Source organism: Rhodococcus sp. PML026 (assembly GCF_000963615.1).
Lineage (GTDB): Bacteria > Actinomycetota > Actinomycetes > Mycobacteriales > Mycobacteriaceae > Rhodococcoides > Rhodococcoides fascians.
Map to the genome: position 1 here is coordinate 719,060 of NZ_KQ031373.1, position 18,610 is coordinate 737,669.

Genomic DNA, 18,610 nt, shown 5'->3' on the forward strand with positions numbered 1-18,610 from the left:
CGCTGATGTGCCGACGCAAGCATCGGCACATCAGATGATTGTCGCAGAAAGACGGCCTTCTGCGGCAATCCACACCAAGCGTGGGTGAGTCAGATAACGCCTTCGAGGTCCTTGAGCAGCGCGGCCTTGCCCTTTGCGCCGACGATCTGCTTGACCGGCTTGCCACCCTGGAACAGGATCAGCGTCGGGATGGACATGACCTTGAAGTCCCGAGCCGCCTGCGGGTTGGCGTCGATGTCGAGCTTGGCGATGGTCAGCTTGTCCTTGTGCTCGGCGGCGATCTCCTCGAGAACGGGAGCAACCATCTTGCACGGGCCGCACCAGGTGGCCCAGAAGTCGACCAGAACGGGCTTCTCGCTGGTCAGAACGTCGTCGACGAACGACGCGTCGGTGATGGTGACTGTGCTCTTGTCGTCGGACATGTGAATCTCCTCGGTGTGGGTCTGCAAACAGGTGGTGGGGCTACCGGTCAGGCGTTGACGGCGTCGACCGGCTGATCGGCGTGCTCGAGTGTGTTGGTGGTGATGTCGCCCTGCTCGGCCAGCCAACGCTCGGCGTCGATGGATGCGGTGCAGCCGGTACCCGCAGCGGTGATGGCCTGCTGGTAGACGTGATCGACGAGGTCGCCTGCAGCGAACACGCCTTTGACCGAGGTGGCCGACGTGGGCGATGCGACCTTGACGTAGCCGGCATCGTCGAGTTCGACCTGGCCCTTGACCAGCTCGTTGCGAGGATCGTGGCCGATCGCCACGAACATCCCGGTGACGTCCAGAGTCGTCTTCTCGCCGGTGACTGCATGTTCCAGAGACAGGCCGGTGACGCTGGTGTCGCCGAGCACTTCGAGAACCTTGGTGTCGGTGAGGAAACGAATCTTGTCGTTCTTCTTGGCGCGCTCGAGCATGATGCGCGACGCGCGGAACTCGCTGCGGCGGTGCACAATCGTCACGCTGCGGGCGAAGCGCGTGAGGAAGGTTGCCTCTTCCATTGCCGAGTCGCCGCCGCCGATGACGGCGATGTCCTGGTCGCGGAAGAAGAACCCGTCGCAGGTGGCGCATGCGCTGACGCCGCGTCCGAGGAGCTTCTCCTCACCGGGAATGGATAGGTACCGAGCGGCTGCGCCCATCGCGAGAATGATCGCGCGAGCACGGTAGGTCTCGCCGCCCGCCGAGACGGTCTTGATCGGCCCGGTCAACTCGAGCTCCTCGACGTCCTCGGTGCGGATGTCGGCACCGAAACGTTGCGCCTGCTCGCGCATCTGCTCCATCAGATCGGGGCCCATGATGCCCTCGCGGAAACCGGGGAAGTTCTCGACCTCGGTCGTCGTCATCAAGGCACCGCCGAACTGGGTTCCCTCGAACAGGATGGGCTCCAGCTCTGCGCGGGCCGCGTAGACACCGGCGGTGTATCCGGCCGGTCCCGAGCCGACGATGATGAGATCGTGAACCTTGGGGGTACTCAATGCAGACCTTCCGATCTTGTGCGGCGTGTTCTTGGCGTCGACGCGAAAGTGCACTGAGCACTGCCTATCGACGTACATCTGGTCAACACCACCCTAGAGGCAGTTGTTCCCCGGTGAGAGATGTGTCAGCCGATATCGCGACGCGTGAGGACGTCGGGATTACCGCCGCGGCAATCGTTGCCCACTGCCAGAGCGATGAACTGCGCGGGCCCGGCCCCGGCGAGGACGAGGAGAGTTCCCTGTCGGCCGTCGATTCGAACCTGACTGGATCCGAGAACGGCGGCGGCGGGGTCCACGCCGTTGGCGTCGAGACACGCGGCCAGGTCTGCCGGATCCGACAGGCTGCCGGGGTCGCGTTTACCGATGATGGTGAACGCGACGTTCGAGTCGAGATCGGTGGAATCGAGAACGAGGGACGGCTCGGGTGGCGTGGTCCCCGGCTCGGCTACGACGGGGTCCGACGTGCCCGGGCTGTGCAGGACGGCGGCGAAGGTGACCGAACCACCCGCGAGAAGTGCTGCAGCAGCGGCAATTCCGACGATGGCATGTCGGCGTGTACGCGCGCTACGTGGAGGTCTGCGAAGCGGAAGGACATCGGCGGTACGGTCCGCCGACTCTGTGTCGGCCAGGGTCTCGAGGGTGCGATCGATCTGCCGGGCGACGTCGGTGGGAACGGGCATCGTGCCGTTCGGATCCTCGCCCAACTCGTGCAGCCGAGCGGTGACGGTGTCCAGTGTCACCAGTATGCGCATTGCCTCGGCGTCGGCACGCACCAACGGCCACAGCCGACTGCTGACGTCCTCGGGTAGAGCATCTGCATGCAGATCGGCCAGCAACTCGGGTGAGAACGGGGCACCGGGTAGAGCGTCGGTGTTCGACGACACGTTCCTACCTCCCTTCGCCGAGTCTTCTTTCCCTCTCACACGGTTTAGACGCGAGGGGTCTAGATTCGGTTCCCTGCGTCCTTGAGGTATGCGAGCTGCGTCGACAACTTGAGTCTGCCGCGAGCGCATCGACTCTTCACGGTACCGGTGGGAACCCCCAGCAACGCTGCGGCGTCGGCCACGGAGTAGCCCTCCATGTCCACGACGACCACCGCCGCTCGTTGGTCGGGCGGCAGCGTCATCAGGGCCTGTCGGACGAGGATGCTGGTCTCGGATTCGGAGATGCGGTCCCGAGGCGACACCGGTTCGTGACTCTCGTTCTCGCTCAACGGAACCGACGGACGTGCCTTGTTTCGGCGAATGCGATCGAGGCACGCGTTGACGACGATCTTGTGCAACCAACTGCGGACTGCAGCGTCCGCGCGAAACGACCCGGCCGTTCGATGCGCGGAGAGCAACGCCTCCTGCAACGCGTCGGATGCGTCCTCGGGTGTGTAGCTCGTGCGGCGTGCCGTGAGCCACAGGTGTTCCTGATGGCGATGGATCAACGTGGCGAATGCGGTCGGCTCACCGGCTGCATGAGCAGCCAACAATTCCGCATCCGTGCGCTCCCCCAGCGCCGAATCGATACGTTCGGTCATACGAAAACGGCTCCCCCCGTGTTAACGCATTGGGGGGAGCCTAGGCCATCGATACCGCGAAGTACGAAACGAACGCGATTTGCCTCTGTATCGCCGGTTTTACGTGTCGAAACCGATCCCGGAGATCGAGGTAGCGATGCGGCCACCCTGCTCTCCGAGGGTGGTGATCCACACCAGGACGTTGCCGGTGGGTTCGGTGCCGTCGAGTGCGATATCGGTGCGGCCGTTCTGCAGAGTGGCTTCACCGAGCAGCGTGGTGTCGCCGAGGCTCGGGGAATCGTTGGGAGCGGACCTGATCTCGACGACCGTTCCCGGCGACGTCGATTCGATCCACGCGTTCTTCAACGTCGACGACGGGATGGTGACGAGCAGTCCGACACCGTTCTTCAGTGCCGGGAACTGCTGGAAGTAGGAGTCGGTGGTCCAGGCCGTGCTGGGGTTGTTGTCGATCACGTTCGATGCCGTGCCCGGGTTGTCTGCAGAACCCTGCGGCGAGAAGACGCTGACATCGCTCATCGCGACGGGTCCACCCGTCGGCGCCGGGGGCGCAGCGGTGTCGCCGGCCGGCGGTGCGGCAGCCGGGGTCGTCAGCCCGAACTCCTGGCTGTCCAGCGGTGCATCGGTGTTGTCGCCCGCGATAGAGGTGAACAACCAGTAGCCGGCGAACGCCAGAATCAGCACCGTCAGAGCGCCGAGAACGGCGATGGCGATGTTGGTTCGCGTCGACTTCGCCTTCTCGGCGGCCAGCTCTTCCGGGTCTGCGAGCGAGTGACCGCTGGCTCCCGGGGCACGCTGGCCCAGTCGCAGTGCCGGCATCAGGTCGGTCTTGTCGTTGACCACCGCGGCCTGATCGAGAACGTGCTGCACCGTCGCGGCGGTGCGAATGCCACTGTTCTGCTCGAGCGCTCGTACCGCGACGGCAGAGATCTCGAACGGAACGTCGGGGCGAATTTCGCGAGGCTCGCGCGGCGCACCCTTGTCGTCCCGATCGGCCGGACGCATGCCGCCGACGCTGCGCAGGGATGCCGCGTCACCGGGAACGACGGCTTCTCCGGTGGTGTCCGACAACGGCCAGCGTGCAGTGATCAGGGCGTAGAGCATGGCACCGAGACCACGGACGTCCGAACTGGAGTCGGCGTCCGCCAGAGTCGCGGGAAACGCCAGGACGGCGTTGCCGCTGGTACTGATGCGTACGCGATCGGGGTGGTCGATCGACAGTGCGCCGCCGCTTCGGTGCGCAGCCTCGGCCGCGGCGGCCAGGACCTTGATCGCACGGGCGGCGCCGGTGGGGGCAGGAACCGTATCGGCCATCTCGCGCAGCGAGCGACCGGGAGTCCACTCGGCGACGACGATGCCGCCGGAGCTACCGCGCACCACGTCGAGCACCCGGGCGAGGCCGGGAGAGTTGATCCGACCGAGGCGCAGCGTCCGGGACAGGATTGCCTGCGGGCCCTGAGTGCGGTCGTTGGGTGACGCCGTGGACTGCTGATCGGCGTCGACGAACGTCAACGCGACCTCGCGGTCGAGCTTGACGTCGTGGGCCTGCCAGAACTTCAGCCCGCGAGCTCCACCGTGCGGTGCCAACAGGCGGTAGCGTCCGCCGGCCACCGACGCACCGGGAATCAGTGTCGGTCCGCGAAGGGTGCGCCCGGGGGCGTCCGCGGTGGACTGGTCCTCGGCTGGTTTTTCGGCAGCTTTGTCCGTCGTCGGCTTCGGTGCTACTGGTTTGTCGACTGCCGCCGATTTCTTCGTCGCGTCCACCGGCGTGCTGTCGGTCTTCGGCTCGGCCTTGCTCGCGTCGTCGACCGGCAGCTTCGCCTTCGAGATGGAGACGGTCTTGTCCGACGGCTTGGCGGCCAGCGCTGCCTTGGAGATCGCGATCGTCTGATCCTTGGGAGCGGACGCTTTGGTTTCCTTCTTCTCGGTGGCCTCGGCACTCGATGCAGCCGACGACTCAGGCGTGCTGGGTGTGCTCGGCTTCTCCGAAGAATCAGATGCTTTCGGGTCCGGTGTCTTCGACTCGGGTGTTTTCGACTCGGGTGTTTTCGACGACGCAGCAGACTCGGCCTTCACGGGCTCGGTGCGGTCCTGGGTGTCGACTTCGACTCCGCCGCTCGTTCGGTCGGCTTCGTTTGCTGGAGACTGTGCCGGCCCCCCAGCAACATCGTCGTCGGTCACTGTTACTCCTTCAGGCGAATATGCCCCGTGTTGTTCTACAAGCGGTCGACCTGCAGGGGCGTCTGCCCCCGGGTGCCGTTGACCAGGGTACGGGAGTCGATCCCGCGCAGTGTCCCATGTGGGCTCGGTTCGAATAACAGGAATCACGCTGGTTTCCGCGGCAGCCGGATCCGGCACCGAACCGGACGTCACAGGCTCGGGCGGGGCCGACCGTCCGAGGACCCGGCGGACGAGCCGGCTCAACGCGACGGTGACGGCCAGTACTTCGGGAATCTTGCCGAACCACAGGATGGAGAACGTGATGCCGAGCATGATGACGGCGTCCATCGCGACGCGCACGAAGTTGCCGATCCAGCCGTTCGCCATGGCGTCGAATCCGACGATCCGGTCGATGGCGAGCATGGCTGCGCCGCCGGCCAGCGAGGCGATGAGAACCAGCCAGACAGTCTTCCCGACGTTGGCCATCCGCAGGTTGCCGAGGCTCTTGTGCAGCAGGTATCCGCCGATGACGGCACCTGCGGTGTAGCCGAGGCCGGTCGCGGTGCCGAGGAGCAGCACCACCTGCTCGGGATCGGATGCGACGATCGGCGCGAGCAATGACAGGCCGATCTTGACGGCGGTGATGCCGAGCACGATCCACGTCGGAGTCCAGGCCTGCTCGCGGGCGTAGAACACGCGCAGGTGGATCAGGACCAGGGCGTACGGGATAAGGGAGAACGCGGACCAGCTCACGGCCTCACCGAGCCGGTTGGCGTCGGGCGCAAACTTGCCGAACCCGTACAGCGCCTCGCCCACCCACGGCCCCGCGAAGGTCAGGAACACGACGATCGGGACCATCGCGACCATCGTCAATCGGGTGGCGACGGAGAGATCGTCGACGACCGAGGGCGTGTCACCGTTGGCGGCATTACGACTGAGTCGAGGCATGATCGCCGTCAGAACCGTGACGCCGAGAATGCCGTACGGCAGCTGCAGCACGATCCAGGCCTGGGAATAGATCGTGGGGCTCGCGTCGTCGGCTCCCGACGAGATGTTGGTGGCGACGATCAGACCGATCTGACTGATGACGACATAGAGCACGATCGCCGCCGCCATCGCGCCGAACTTCTTCAAGCGCGCGTCGAATCCCCACAGTGGGCGCAGGTCGATCTTCTCGCGGCGAAGCGCAGGGATCAACGCCAGCACCTGCGTGATGACACCGGTGGTGACGCCGAGGCCGATGATCAACAGCTGCGGGTTCGTCATGTCGACCGGGTTGACGGTGATCTCACCCGGCATCAGGAAGTAGATGCCGAACACCGCAAGTACCACGAGGTTGTTGAATACCGGCGCCCACGCACCGGGTTTGAAGTTCTGTCGGGTGTTGAGCACCGCGGTGAGCAAGCCGGAGAGCCCGTAGAACATCAGCGCCGGCAATACCAGATAGGTGAAGGCAATGGTCAGGTCCTCGTTGACCTTCGGATCACCGTTGAGCATCAGACGCGCCAGCAGCGGCGCAGCGATGGTTGCGGCCAACGCCACGGTGCCGAGCAGCGCGACCGCAATGGTGAAGAGGCGTCGGACGAAGTCACGTCCGCCGTCGGCGTCCTCTTGTTCTGCGCGTACCAGGACAGGAACGACGATCGCTCCGAGGACGGCACCGAGCACCAGCTCGGAGATCATGTTCGGCAGGATCGTCGAGACGGTGAACGCACTGGCCAGGCCGGCACCCAGGGTGGCCGTCATGGCTACTTGCTTGGCGAATCCGGTGATGCGGCTGACGAGGGTCGCCACCGCAATGGAACCGGAGGCGGCCAGCAACGACTTCTGAGGTCTGGGTTCGGACTGCGGTGGTGACTCGTTGCCGCCCGGTGGTGTCTGCGGCGGAGGGATGTTCCCCGACGGCGCGGCGGGTGGGTAGTCCTCGTCCCGGAACCGTGGGATGAGCTGAGTTGCGGAGTCGTCCGCTGCCGGTTGACCGTCGAGCGGGGGCGGCGCCGGATAGGAACGCATCTCGGGTCGCGGTTGTCGCTCCCAAGGGGCGGGGCGAGGGGGCGTCGTGCGCCGGAACACCTGCGCTGCGGGCATGCGTGACCGGGGCAGGTCGCCGTCGTACGGCACATTGCCTGTCATGGTCTCTCGTACCCTTCGTCGGCCGGGTCGGGTTGTCCTCGGAATCGGTGCCAGAGTCGTCGGCCTGCAAGCAACAGTAGGAGCGCGCCGGCGCAGGCGGTAATTATCGCGAGAGCTTGACCGTATGCGTTCGATCGAACCGACACCGTCGATACCTCGCCGAGCCGGGTGCCGTCGAGGGTGGTGACGGAGAAGTCGACCGACAGATTGCGTTTGTCGTCCACCTCGGCGGGCACGGTGATGGTGCGCGATCCGCGCGCCGGAAGTTGGGTCACCCCGACGTCGCTGATCGTCATCTCCGGTGGCGCGTCTACTCGGAGGAGCACGTTGACCGGCACCGGTAGGTCGTTGCGGGCCACGAGCAGCAGCGGACTCTGCTCGGAGGCCAGTGTGTAGACGCCGCCCGGGGCCAGCACGGTCACCGATCCGTAGACGGTGTCGAGTCCGACGCGGGTCGCGGTGAGACGGGTGCGTGCCATGGCCGCGGCGTCCTCGCCTTCGGCGCTGGCGCGACCCGCGGTCGACAGGGCGCGGAGCATGTCCTCCCGCAGCGGGGCGGTGTACAGGCGCGGAGTCAGTGCGGACTGGGGATCCTCGACCAGTGACTGCGCCAGGGTGTCCACGCGTGCGCTCTGTGTGCGCACCGTGTCGATGGCGGACGCATCGAGATCGGTCGGCACATCGATGCTGGTCACCGGGATGCCGGTGGGGGGCTCGGTGATCAGGCCGGGCAGCGGACGAGGCGTCGCCAGGCCCGAACGCAACAGCGAGGACACCGTCGACAGGATTGCCGACGGTTCGTCTCCTCCCGCGGTCCAGTACTGCGGCGGTGCGACGGTCACCGTGCGGCCGGGTCGATCGGCACCGACGAGGGCGTGGAAATTGATGGCACCGAGGGCGTCCTGCAGCCGTGCGGTGCGAGAGTCGGTGCCCAGGTCGAAGCGTTGATTCGCCGGGGTCAAGGCCGGGGTCGACGGGGTCGTCCCGACGCCGGCCAGTGCCGCGGTGGTCGCCGAGTCGTAGTGGGTGGCGGCCAAGGTGCCGGTCGGATCGGCGGCGGTCGGCGCGGTATCGGTGGACACCAGCAGAGATGTCGGCGACGACGTGGGTGGGCTGATGCTGTTGTCTGCTACGAGGACGGTCCCGGTTCCCGACGATCTCAGCGCGTCCGCAGCGCCCGCGTCGACGCCGCCGGTGGGACTCCAGGTGAAACCGCGTACCGAACTGATGCCCAGGATGCCGTCGACGATGTCGGCCGGGGCGGCGACAGCGCTGCTGAGCAGCGAGGAATCACCGATGTCGGCGACGGCGGCGAGGTCGGCCTGAGCGAACGGTAGGGCCGTCACGCACGTGTTCGACGCCAGTGCCTCGAGCCGCGTCAACCACTGGGCTGCGGCCCCGCTGCCGGAGCCCTCCCGCGCGGAGCTGGCCGGATCGGCCGGGTTGTCGACGACGAGGTAGCCGCGGGTCATGTTCGAGACGGTGACCAGCAGGTCGGGGTCGATGCCGATGCACAGGCTCGACGCCAGTTTGCCGTCGGGATCGAGACCGGGCTGCGTCGCGAATTCCAGGGCTTTGAGCAGGGTGTCGAGCCGACCACCAGCGGCGAGCTGGGTCGCCAGGTCGTCGTCGATCAAACGCACTCGATCGTCGATGGAACCGGGGATTCCGGCCGCGAGACGGGGAATGTCGGCGAGTGGCCACAACACCGTCATTGCAACGGGATTCCGGGTGTTGGGGGGCAGCGGCATCGCGCCGGGCGCTGCGGGGTCGAGCTGACCGGGATTCCGCGGCAGTCCGACGACGGGTAGCAGGAAGCGGGCGTCGTCGAGTCGAGCCGTCCCGCCGTACTCGGGGGTGCCGTTGACGTTGAGAAGTAGGGGGTAAACGCCGGGAGCGTCGATCCCGAGTGAGGGCTCGGTACTGCTTCGTAACTGCATCGACAGATCGAACTGGCGGCTCTGGTCCTTCTCCAGCGACTCGGCGACCGTGACGAACGATCCGACGCGGTCGAATCTCTCCTGGTCGAGGGTCAGGGAGGTCCGCAGACCCGACGTGGTGTCGATGGCCGCGGCACCCTGCAGGCGAACGCTGACGTCGTCGACGCGTCGATCGCCGGTGTTCTTCACTGTCGCGCGAACCGTGACGAACGGATCGCTGCTGGTGGTGACCGTCGAGGGTGCGACCGTATCGATGCTCAGCGTCAGGAACGGATCGCCGGCCTGCGTCATAGGGGTATCGGGAACGGCGCTGGTCGTGCCGCTGGCGTCTCCGGCGGAATCTGGTTGCGCCGCGGCAGTAGGGAGCTGTTGGGGTCCCAGTGCTGCGGTGCCGACGGCCGGCGCTGCAGCGAGGAAAAACGAGGTCAATGCGGCGGCAGCGACCTTCCTGGCCCGCACGATCACTTCCCGCCGGGCGTGGGTGCGTTCGTGTCGCCGCCGGTTGCCTGCTCGCCGTTCATGTCCTCGATGAGGCGGGTGGCGATGGCGGCGAGTTTGCGTTCGTCGGCGTAGGCGAGTCGGGACGGCAGTTCGCTCAGCGGTACCCAGGCGACTTCGGTGACTTCGAGATCCTCGTCGGACAGTTCACCGCCCAGGAAGCGGAGGAGATAGTGATGAACGGTCTTGTGGACCCGGCGGCCTTCGGTGACGAACCAGTAGTCGATGCTTCCCAGCGACGCCAGCACGGTGCCGCGGATGCCGGTCTCCTCGGCGACCTCGCGCATGGCTGTCTGCTCGGCGGTTTCGCCCTGCTCGATGTGCCCCTTGGGCAGGGACCAGAGCAGGCGTCCGCGCCGGTCGGTGCGGCCGATCAGGGCTGCGCAGCGGGTGGCAGGCGGGCCGTCGAGGCCGTCGACCACCAGGCCTCCGGCAGAGGTTTCTCGGACGGTCCGCAGCTTGGGTGCTTCGGTGTCGGCGCGTGCTTGACGCCGCCGCGGGTTGCGGCGGCTCCTGTTCGCACGTTCGGCAGCAGACACCCGATCCATACTAGTTGCCTCGGCGCCCCGCTCCGGCTTGCCGCACCGTGGCCGATGGCCGAGACGATCCGGTCGGTACTGCGCCAGTAGGCTCTTCCACCGTGGCCGATCAGTCCCTATCTTCCGTTTCCCCCGAGCACGCCGATGCGCGCCGGGAAAGGTTGCTGGCTGCAGCTGCGGTGACGTTGCGTGAACTCGCGCCGGTATTGACCCCGCTGGGCGCGTTGTTCGCCGCCGCGGGCCACGAGCTGTACCTCGTCGGAGGGTCCGTTCGGGACGCGGTTCTCGGTCGTTTGGGAACCGATCTGGATTTCACCACCGACGCCAGGCCGGAGGTCGTTCAGACGCTGCTGTCCGGGTGGGCGGACCATCAGTGGGACACGGGCATCGCGTTCGGAACAATCAGTGCGGCCAAGGACGGCCAGCAGATCGAGATCACGACGTTCCGCACCGATTCGTACGACCAGGTCTCGCGCAACCCCGAGGTGCAATACGGCAGCAGCCTCGAAGAAGATCTCGTTCGACGCGATTTCACCGTCAACGCCATGGCCGTGCGGTTGGGTGCGGACGGCGTGCAGGAGTTCGTCGATCCGCTCGGCGGCATGGACGCGTTGCTCGAGGGCGTTCTCGATACCCCGTCGGCACCGGAAACGTCGTTCGGTGACGATCCGCTGCGGATGCTGCGCGCGGCTCGATTCGTGTCGCAACTCGGCTTCTCGTTGTTGCCGCGGGTGCACAGCGCCATCGTCGACATGGCCGATCAGATCGATCGCATCACCGCCGAGCGCATTCAGGTGGAGCTGGACAAGCTGATTCTCGGCGCCCACCCGATCGAGGGCATCGACGTGATGTGCGAGACCGGTTTGGCTCAGCGGATCATTCCCGAGGTGCCGAACATGAAGCTCGAAATCGACGAGCATCATCAGCACAAGGACGTGTACTGGCATTCGTTGACGGTTCTGAAGCAGGCCATCGACCTCGAGGACGGCGACCCCGATCTCGTATTGCGTTGGGCCGCACTGCTGCACGACATCGGCAAGCCCGATACCAAACGTAACGAGCCCGGCGGCGGCGTCAGCTTTCACCACCACGAGGTCGTCGGGGCCAAGATGGTGCGAAAGCGTATGCGCGCGTTGAAGTATTCGAAGAAGATGATCGAGGACGTCTCGCATCTGGTGTTCCTGCATCTGCGATTCCACGGATACGGCAAGGGTCAGTGGACCGACTCGGCGGTGCGTCGCTACGCCACCGATGCCGGCGAGCTACTGCCCAAGTTGCACAAGCTGGTTCGAGCCGATTCGACCACCAGGAACAAGCGTCGAGCGGCTGCCCTGCAAGCCACCTACGACGATCTCGAAGAGCGGATCGCCCGCATCGCCGAGCAAGAGGACTTGGCGCGGGTTCGTCCCGACCTCGACGGTAACGCGATCATGGAGCTGCTCGGTATCCCCGCCGGTCCCGACGTGGGCAAGGCCTGGAAATACCTGAAGGAACTGCGCCTCGATCGAGGACCACTCTCACGTGAGGACGCCGAAGCGGCGCTGCTCGAGTGGTGGCCGACGCAGTAGCGCGTCCCGCGCACGTGCGCGGAACTTCGTAGCCCACTACGAGTTTCCACTCACGACGAGCGAAGCTCGGCCTTGACGAGATAGACGTTGTAGCTGTCCCACTCCGAGACGGTGAAGTACAGCTCGTTCGCCGTCGACCACGGATGAATGAAGCCGCCGTAGGTCTTGGGGTACTCGGCGGTATCGATCAGGGTGCTCGGGGCGGTCCACTCGCCCTGCGGTGAATTTGCTTCGCGCAGAACGATATCGCCGCGTAACGGATCCAGATACGTCATCCGCCAGAGGCCTCGGGCGTCGTCGTGATGAACCGACAGTTCCCCGGCCATACCGTCGGCGATGGGGGTGGCTTCGTTCGATCCGACGGGAGCCCAGGTGCCGTTCACCCAGTACTGGTAGGCGGTCTTGTTCAGTACGTCCGCTTTCGGGACGCGTGCCAGGCCGACCTGGCCGGCGCGACCGTTGACGGTGCCGAACATGTACACGTACTCCCCCGCCGGGACCATCGTCGACACCTGGAACTTGGAGAACCCGAAGACGTTGTCCCACTTGGCATGCTCGTCCTTGACCCAGGTGGAACCGTTGTCGTCGGAATAGGCGATGCCGCCGTAGTTGGTCCACCACATGCCGGGGATCGTGCTCCACCGCCGGATGGACATGTACGACATGTACTGCCGGTCGTCGATCGCGAACCCGGACGTGGGGATGACGGTGGTCTCCCAATTCTTGATCTTGCGCGAGGGTAGTAATTCGGCTGCGTGACAGCGGGAATCCTGCACCATCGAGTCCAGGGTCATACCGTCGGACAGGTCGGTGTCGGTGCTGTGTCCCAGTACGTTCGACCGCCAATCGTCTCCGCCGACCACACCGAATTCCCAACCCTTGCCGAAGGAATCGCCGAAAACGACGGCGACCTCGCCCGGTTTGCTCTCCCACATGATGCCGAGGTCGGTGCCGTCGACCTGCCAGCGCTTGTCGGTGCGGTTCTCCGATCCCGGTCCGGTCAGCTGCGAGACCACCTCGACGTGTCCGACGGCCGGTGCCACCGGCGGTACCGTCGTCGGCCCGGACTCCGCCGCGGTGACCGCTGGTGCCGGCGGCGGGGTTCCCGGAGTTCCACCGGGGCCGGGAATCGGGATGGGAATGGTCTCGGGCTGCGGGTCGATCTCGATGCGAGGGAACGGCAGATGGTCTGCAGAGCCGGTGGTGGGCGACTCCGTGGCGTCGGTGAGGTCGGGACAGGGGTCCGCGCACGGGTCGGCCGACGGCTCGGCCTGGACACGGGTGTTGTTCGGCGGCGGGTCGGGCACCGGCACGAGTTCGATCGACGGATACGGCACGGGGATCACCACACGATCCGGCAACGGCGGCAGCTGCGGCGGATTTCCGGGCCCGACGGGCTCTGGTGGGTAGTCCTTGGGGTCGAATCCGGTTTCTCCACAGGAATTCACCGGCGGCGGCGGGGCCGCGTACGCGGGGGGTGCGGAAAGAACGGCTGTACCTGCGGCAACCGCGATGATGCAGCCGAGCGACGTCGTGCGGCCATGCATGCGGTGCCCCCGTGTTGTCCGACGAAACCTAGCGGTCCGATACGGGAAGATACACCACGTCAGCGCGGTGCGCGCCTCGTGTTGAGTACCGCTGCCACGAAGCCGACGGCGTAGATCCCTGCTCCGACGAACACCAGCGCGTGCGCAGTGGGATCCTGGCTCAGCTCCGTGGCGTCGGGGCCGACGGCGAATGCGGCCGCGGCGAGGGCGCCGACGAACGCGACGTTGAACACGGTGTCCTGCAACGCGAAGACTCGTCCGCGATGCGCGTCGTCGATCTCGATCTGCATGGCGGCGTCCCCACTGAGTTTGACGGTCTGCCCGGCGATCCCGAGGAGAAAAGCTCCGAGCAGCAGACTGGTCTGGGTGAGGCCGGAGACGGCACCGACCTGAGCGGCGATGGCCAGGACGAGGGCCGTGGCGATGGTGCGGGTGCGGCCGAACCGCGGGACGGCGAACGGCGCGATGACGGCGGCGAGGAACATTCCGGTGGCCGTGGCTCCGACGGCAATGCCGAAGCCGGCGAGGCCGCCGGGCAGGGAACTCTGCGTGCTCTCCCGCAGCACCAGCACCATGATGAGGGTGTTGATGCCGAACACGACGCGGTGTGCCCCGATGCCGATCATCGCGGTGGTCACGCCCGGCGACCGCCACACCGCCAGGGCACCCGATTTCAGGCCGGCGGCAACATCTTTCAGCGGGTTGCCGGGCCGATCGTCCGTATCGGGACCGAGAGACCGCGGCGCGAACCGTCCGGCCGCAACAGCACCGACCACCGAGCCGGTCGCGGCCAGCCCCACGGCGACACCCGAGCCGAGATCCCCCGCTCCGACGGCACCGATCACTGCGACCGCCAGTCCCGCACCGGCCGCCGCGAAACCGGAGCCGACGGTGGCCAGTACCGAGTTCATCGGCACCAGCCACGATTGCCGCACCACATGCGGCAAGGATGCCGACGCGCCCGCCAGGACGAACCGACTGAGCCCGACGGTGGCCAGAGCCAACAGCAGCAGCGGCGTGGCGTCGACCCCGGCACACAGAAGCCCGGCGGTAGCGGTGATGAGAACGATGCGAACGATATTGGCCCACAACAGAACCGATCGACGATCCCAGCGGTCCAACAGCGCACCTGCGAACGGGCCCACCAAAGAGTAGGGCACGAGCAGAACAGCGAAACCGGCGGCGATCTCGGCGGGGTTGGTGGCGCGTTCGGGATTGAACAGGATGGCACCGCTCAATGCGGCTTGGAACAATCCATCACCGAACTGGCCGGCGAAACGAACGGTGGTGAGCTTGCCGACGCCCGGGGACTCACGTAGGCGGGTACGAAAGGAGGCGTCGTTCACCGACGGGACTCTATCCCGCGTCGGTCACACCGATACGGCGGGCTTGTCTGCCTTCCACCACGCGATCGTGGCGGCTGTGCCGTCGGCGAGCGGGGTGGGCTCGAGGCCGAGAACGCGCTCGCTGTGGCTCGAATCGAGGATGTAGGGGTAGCGGAACTGGTACAGGGTGTCCCCCAGCTCTTTCATCGGACCGGAAACGAGCCCCAGTGCTCGCATGACCCAAGCCGGTACGGCACCGATCTTCGGGGTCGGCAAGTCCGCTGCAGCGGAGTACATCTCGATCATCTCCCGCTGAGTCACCGCGGGGGCGGTCGGTGCATGCAGGACGGTATTCCACGTGGACGGTCGTGCGGCCGCGACGATCATCGCGGCTGCGAAATCCGGCACGTACGTGAAGGAATGGGGTAGGTTCGCGGCCCCGATCACCCGAATGGTCTTACCGGCGAGCACATTGGCGACCACACGTTCTCCCATGTGCGAGACGAGCACCCGGGGGCCGTAGAAGTCGGATGCCGCGATGCTGACGGTGGGGGTCGAGTGAGCGTCGCGTGCGGCCAGGAGTTCGGTGCGCACACCCAGCTTGCGGAACGTGGCATTTCTGGGTGAGTCCTCGCGGATGGGCCCGTCGACCCGGCCGTAGGCGTAGAGACTTTCGGGGAACACGACGACCGTGCCCGCGGCCGCGTCGAGCACACGTCGTTCCATCGCCTCGAGCTTGTCGCGCCACACCGTGTTCTCGTAGGCGGCGTGGGTGCAGTGATAGATGGCGGTTGCTCCGTCGACGTGCGCTCGGAGGTCGTCGGACTCGATGTCGACCGATCGCCGTTCGATGTTCGGATGCTGTGGCCCGCTGCCGGATCGAGTCAGGATACGCACCGTATGTCCCTGTGCAGCAAGCTGTTCGGCGATCGTCCAGCCGACGGGTCCCGCACCGGTGACGACGTGAAGTTCTGACATGGCTACTCCGTTTCGGTAAACGAGAGCGGTGCTCTCTGATGTGTCGAGTGTGCACCTCTGCTCGGAGAAAAGCAAGAGCAGTGCTCTCGGAAAAGAGCGGCAGTTACAGTAGCGAGCATGGCGAGCACTCCGCGTACCCGAGCCCGCGCCCAGACCCTGAGCGACATCACCCGCATCGGACGGGAGCACCTGGCCGCAGACGGTGCTGCGGCCCTGTCGCTACGCGCGGTCGCCCGAGATCTGGGCGTCGTCTCCTCGGCGGTCTATCGCTACGTCTCGAGCCGGGACGAGCTACTGACCTTGCTCGTCGTCGATGCGTATTCCGAGCTGGGCGACGAAGTCGACGCGGCCGTCGACGCAGCGGACGGCCCCGCCGACAAATTCCGGGCGTTGAGCCGGGCGGTGCGTCGATGGGGACTGCGGGAGCCGGCCCGGTACGCGCTGCTCTTCGGCAGCCCCGTACCCGGTTACCACGCGCCCGCCGAACAGACCACCGGCCCGGGGACCCGGGTGATCACCACATTGGTCGCAGTCCTGCAGTCGGCCTGGGACATCCGTCGCCCGGACATCGAATCGGCGCCCACCGAGTTGGCGTCGCTGCACGCAAGTTTCGAGGACATCCGCGCCCAGATGGACATGGACCTGCCCGACGAGCTCATCGCATTGGGCGTGATGGTGTGGGCGTCACTGTTCGGTGCGATCAATTTCGACGTGTTCGATCAGTACGGCGCGACGACGTTTGCCGACCGAGACGCGTTGTTCGAGTTCCAGTTGGGGATTCTGACCAAGATTGCCGGGCTCGAGTAGGACCGAGGACTGGCCGTCGTGCTTGTGCCACATCCGGCGGTGTGCGGTGCCACAATGGCTGATGTGGCAGCGCATGCGGAGGAACCCGAGGACCGGACGGCGTCGGCACTGCACGATGTTCGTCCCGGCAGTCTGCTGGTGTCGTCCATCGAACTCGTGGAGCCCACGTTTCGGCGCACCGTCATCTACATCATCGAACACAACGACGCGGGCAGTCTCGGCGTCGTGATCAACCGCCCCAGTGAGACCGCGGTGCAGAACGTGCTGCCCGATTGGTCCGAGCTCGCCGCGAAGCCGCGGGCCCTGTACGTCGGTGGTCCGGTCAAGCGTGATTCGGCACTGTGTCTGGCCACGCTGCGCACCGGTGCGTCGATCGACGGGGTCGCCGGTCTGCGCCGAGTCGACGGCCGGGTGGTGATGGTAGATCTGGATTCCGACCCCGCAGACATCGCGCAGTACGTGGAGGGTGTGCGCATCTTCGCCGGGTACTCGGGGTGGACGTTCGGGCAGCTCGAAGGTGAACTGGACCGAGAAGACTGGATCGTGTTGTCGGCCTTGGCTTCCGACGTGATCGGTCCGCCGCGCGTCGACCTGTGGGCGCAGGTTCTGCGTCGTCAGCCGATGCCGTTGGCGCTGTTGGCGTCCCACCCGATCGACGTCGAACGGAACTGAGAGCGGCTGCGCCGCACGTGCGCGGAACTTCGTAGCAGGGGTCGAGTTTCCACTCACGACCCAGGACGCAATCTAGTGCGAAAAAGCCCGCGCGGTCGAGTGTCCGCCCGATTTCAGACCGTCGATCACCTCGTCGATGGCGATGCACAGCATGCGGCCGAGGTCTGCGCTGAAGCCCTCGCGGACGACGATTCTGAGTACGGCGACGTCGGTGGCGTTGTCGGGCATCGTGTACGCCGGCACCTGCCAGCCGCGGGCGCGCAGTTCGTGGGACACGTCGAACACGGTGAACTCGCAGTGCTCCTTGAGCATGAACGACAGGACCGGAATGGCCGATCCGTCGGTGATCACGTCGATGTCGGGATGTCCCGCGAGATGAGTGCTGACGCGAACGGCCGTGTCGCGCAGTGCTTTCATGATGTCGGTGTAGCCGGACCTGCCGAGTCGCAGGAAGTTGTAGTACTGCCCGATCACCTGGTTGCCCGGCCTCGAGAAGTTCAGCGTGAAGGTGGGCATGTCGCCGCCGAGGTAGTTCACGCGGAACACGAGATCCTCGGGCAGGTCTTCCTTGGTTCGCCAGACCGCGAATCCGATTCCCGGATAGGTCAATCCGTACTTGTGTCCGCTGGCGTTGATGGACTTGACCCGAGGCAGACGGAAGTCCCATTCGAGCTCCGGGTACAAGAACGGTACGACGAAACCACCGCTGGCCGCGTCGACGTGAACCGGTACGTCGGGTCCACCGCCGCCGACGATCTCGTCGAGGACGGCGCAGATTTCCTGTACCGGTTCGAGTTCACCGGTGAACGTGGTGCCGAGAATCGCCACGACGCCGATGGTGTTCTCGTCCACCGCGTCCCGAACCTGTTCCGGGGTGATGACGTAGCGACCGCGCTCGACGGGCAGGTACTTGGGTTCGACGTCGAAGTAGCGACAGAATTTCTCCCACACCACCTGGACATTGCTGCCCAACACCAGGTTCGGGGTTCCTGTCCCGGCGCCCTTCGCCCGCCAGCGCCACTTGAGCGCCAACCCCGCCAGCATGACTGCTTCACTGGAGCCGATGGTCGAGACGCCGGTGGCCGACGACGGGTCCTCGCGGTCGAGGCCGGGTGCGTGGAACAGGTCGGCGACGATGTTGACGCAGCGTTCTTCGATGGCCGCGGTGGACGGGTACTCGTCCTTGTCGATCATGTTCTTGTCGAACGTTTCCGCCATCAGCTTTTCGGCCTGCGGATCCATCCAGGTGGTGACGAACGTCGCCAGGTTGAGGCGTGAGCTGCCGTCGAGCATCAGTTCGTCGTGGATGTAGCGGTAGGCGGCGTCTGGGTCGAGTTGATTCTCGGGGAGTCGCAGTGCGGGTACAGGATCGGTGGCGAGCCGGCCGGTGTAGGCGGCAGAGACGACGCCGTCCGTGTGCAGTTTCCTGGGCATTGTCTTCTCCGATTTCTCGACTGACACC

The 18,610-nt window shown here is 65.9% G+C and carries 14 protein-coding genes; 3 read left to right on the top strand and 11 right to left on the bottom strand.

Features of this window, described 5'->3' with window-relative positions:
- Positions 1-89: 89 nt before the first annotated feature.
- The 7 genes from trxA to VF34_RS14105 form a co-directional block, all read right to left on the bottom strand.
- Positions 90-422: a thioredoxin gene (trxA, locus tag VF34_RS14075; protein WP_008711582.1), complete on the bottom strand. Its 333-nt coding sequence runs from the start codon at positions 420-422 to the stop codon at positions 90-92.
- A gap of 47 nt (positions 423-469) precedes the next feature.
- A complete protein-coding gene (gene trxB, locus VF34_RS14080) occupies positions 470-1,459 on the bottom strand; it encodes a thioredoxin-disulfide reductase (RefSeq protein WP_045841699.1) in 990 nt (329 codons plus the stop codon).
- A gap of 125 nt (positions 1,460-1,584) precedes the next feature.
- Complete coding sequence (locus VF34_RS14085) at positions 1,585-2,343, bottom strand: hypothetical protein (RefSeq protein WP_045841534.1); 759 nt, start codon at positions 2,341-2,343, stop codon at positions 1,585-1,587.
- A 59-nt stretch (positions 2,344-2,402) separates the two neighbouring features.
- Positions 2,403-2,984: an RNA polymerase sigma factor SigM gene (gene sigM, locus VF34_RS14090; protein ID WP_045841535.1), complete on the bottom strand. Its 582-nt coding sequence runs from the start codon at positions 2,982-2,984 to the stop codon at positions 2,403-2,405.
- A 99-nt stretch (positions 2,985-3,083) separates the two neighbouring features.
- Positions 3,084-7,274 (bottom strand): murein biosynthesis integral membrane protein MurJ, encoded by a 4,191-nt coding sequence (gene murJ, locus VF34_RS14095; RefSeq protein ID WP_082079189.1) that lies wholly within the window; start codon positions 7,272-7,274, stop codon positions 3,084-3,086.
- A complete protein-coding gene (locus tag VF34_RS14100; protein WP_231578219.1) occupies positions 7,271-9,673 on the bottom strand; it encodes a glycoprotein in 2,403 nt (800 codons plus the stop codon). The genes murJ and VF34_RS14100 overlap by 4 nt, the downstream gene beginning before the upstream one ends.
- Before the next feature lie 2 nt (positions 9,674-9,675).
- The gene (locus tag VF34_RS14105; protein ID WP_027495017.1) at positions 9,676-10,251 is read right to left on the bottom strand and encodes an NUDIX hydrolase; all 576 of its coding nucleotides are present in this window, start codon (positions 10,249-10,251) and stop codon (positions 9,676-9,678) included.
- Between the two features lie 101 nt (positions 10,252-10,352).
- Between VF34_RS14105 and VF34_RS14110 the strand changes: the two genes are divergently transcribed.
- On the top strand, positions 10,353-11,819 hold the full coding sequence (locus tag VF34_RS14110; protein ID WP_032371394.1) for a CCA tRNA nucleotidyltransferase: 1,467 nt from the start codon (positions 10,353-10,355) through the stop codon (positions 11,817-11,819).
- A gap of 50 nt (positions 11,820-11,869) precedes the next feature.
- Here the strand turns inward: VF34_RS14110 and VF34_RS14115 are convergent, their stop codons facing one another.
- The 3 genes from VF34_RS14115 to VF34_RS14125 are packed head-to-tail and all read right to left on the bottom strand — an operon-like array spanning position 11,870 to position 15,669.
- Complete coding sequence (locus tag VF34_RS14115; RefSeq protein ID WP_045841537.1) at positions 11,870-13,366, bottom strand: DUF4185 domain-containing protein; 1,497 nt, start codon at positions 13,364-13,366, stop codon at positions 11,870-11,872.
- A gap of 59 nt (positions 13,367-13,425) precedes the next feature.
- Positions 13,426-14,712, bottom strand: a complete 1,287-nt coding sequence (locus VF34_RS14120) for an MFS transporter (RefSeq protein ID WP_045841538.1) — start codon at positions 14,710-14,712, stop codon at positions 13,426-13,428.
- 24 nt (positions 14,713-14,736) lie between these two features.
- Positions 14,737-15,669 (bottom strand): NAD-dependent epimerase/dehydratase family protein, encoded by a 933-nt coding sequence (locus VF34_RS14125; protein ID WP_045841539.1) that lies wholly within the window; start codon positions 15,667-15,669, stop codon positions 14,737-14,739.
- A 117-nt stretch (positions 15,670-15,786) separates the two neighbouring features.
- On the opposite strand from VF34_RS14125, the gene VF34_RS14130 reads away from it, so the two are divergent.
- Positions 15,787-16,476, top strand: a complete 690-nt coding sequence (locus VF34_RS14130; RefSeq protein WP_027495021.1) for a TetR/AcrR family transcriptional regulator — start codon at positions 15,787-15,789, stop codon at positions 16,474-16,476.
- A 54-nt stretch (positions 16,477-16,530) separates the two neighbouring features.
- A complete protein-coding gene (locus tag VF34_RS14135; RefSeq protein ID WP_032400878.1) occupies positions 16,531-17,148 on the top strand; it encodes a YqgE/AlgH family protein in 618 nt (205 codons plus the stop codon).
- 72 nt (positions 17,149-17,220) lie between these two features.
- Here VF34_RS14135 and VF34_RS14140 read toward each other — a convergent pair whose 3' ends face one another.
- Positions 17,221-18,582, bottom strand: coding sequence for a glutamate decarboxylase (locus tag VF34_RS14140; protein WP_045841540.1), 1,362 nt, complete (start codon positions 18,580-18,582; stop codon positions 17,221-17,223).
- Between the last annotated feature and the right edge of the window lie 28 nt (positions 18,583-18,610).

What these genes read in the sequence shown, in the direction of transcription:
- trxA (WP_008711582.1), bottom strand. Translation starts at nt 422, where the DNA reads ATGTCCGACGACAAGAGCACAGTCACCATCACCGACGCGTCGTTCGTC.
- sigM (WP_045841535.1), bottom strand. Translation starts at nt 2,984, where the DNA reads ATGACCGAACGTATCGATTCGGCGCTGGGGGAGCGCACGGATGCGGAA.
- murJ (WP_082079189.1), bottom strand. Translation starts at nt 7,274, where the DNA reads ATGACAGGCAATGTGCCGTACGACGGCGACCTGCCCCGGTCACGCATG.
- VF34_RS14115 (WP_045841537.1), bottom strand. Translation starts at nt 13,366, where the DNA reads ATGCATGGCCGCACGACGTCGCTCGGCTGCATCATCGCGGTTGCCGCA.
- VF34_RS14125 (WP_045841539.1), bottom strand. Translation starts at nt 15,669, where the DNA reads ATGTCAGAACTTCACGTCGTCACCGGTGCGGGACCCGTCGGCTGGACG.
- VF34_RS14130 (WP_027495021.1), top strand. Translation starts at nt 15,787, where the DNA reads ATGGCGAGCACTCCGCGTACCCGAGCCCGCGCCCAGACCCTGAGCGAC.
- VF34_RS14135 (WP_032400878.1), top strand. Translation starts at nt 16,531, where the DNA reads ATGGCTGATGTGGCAGCGCATGCGGAGGAACCCGAGGACCGGACGGCG.
- VF34_RS14140 (WP_045841540.1), bottom strand. Translation starts at nt 18,582, where the DNA reads ATGCCCAGGAAACTGCACACGGACGGCGTCGTCTCTGCCGCCTACACC.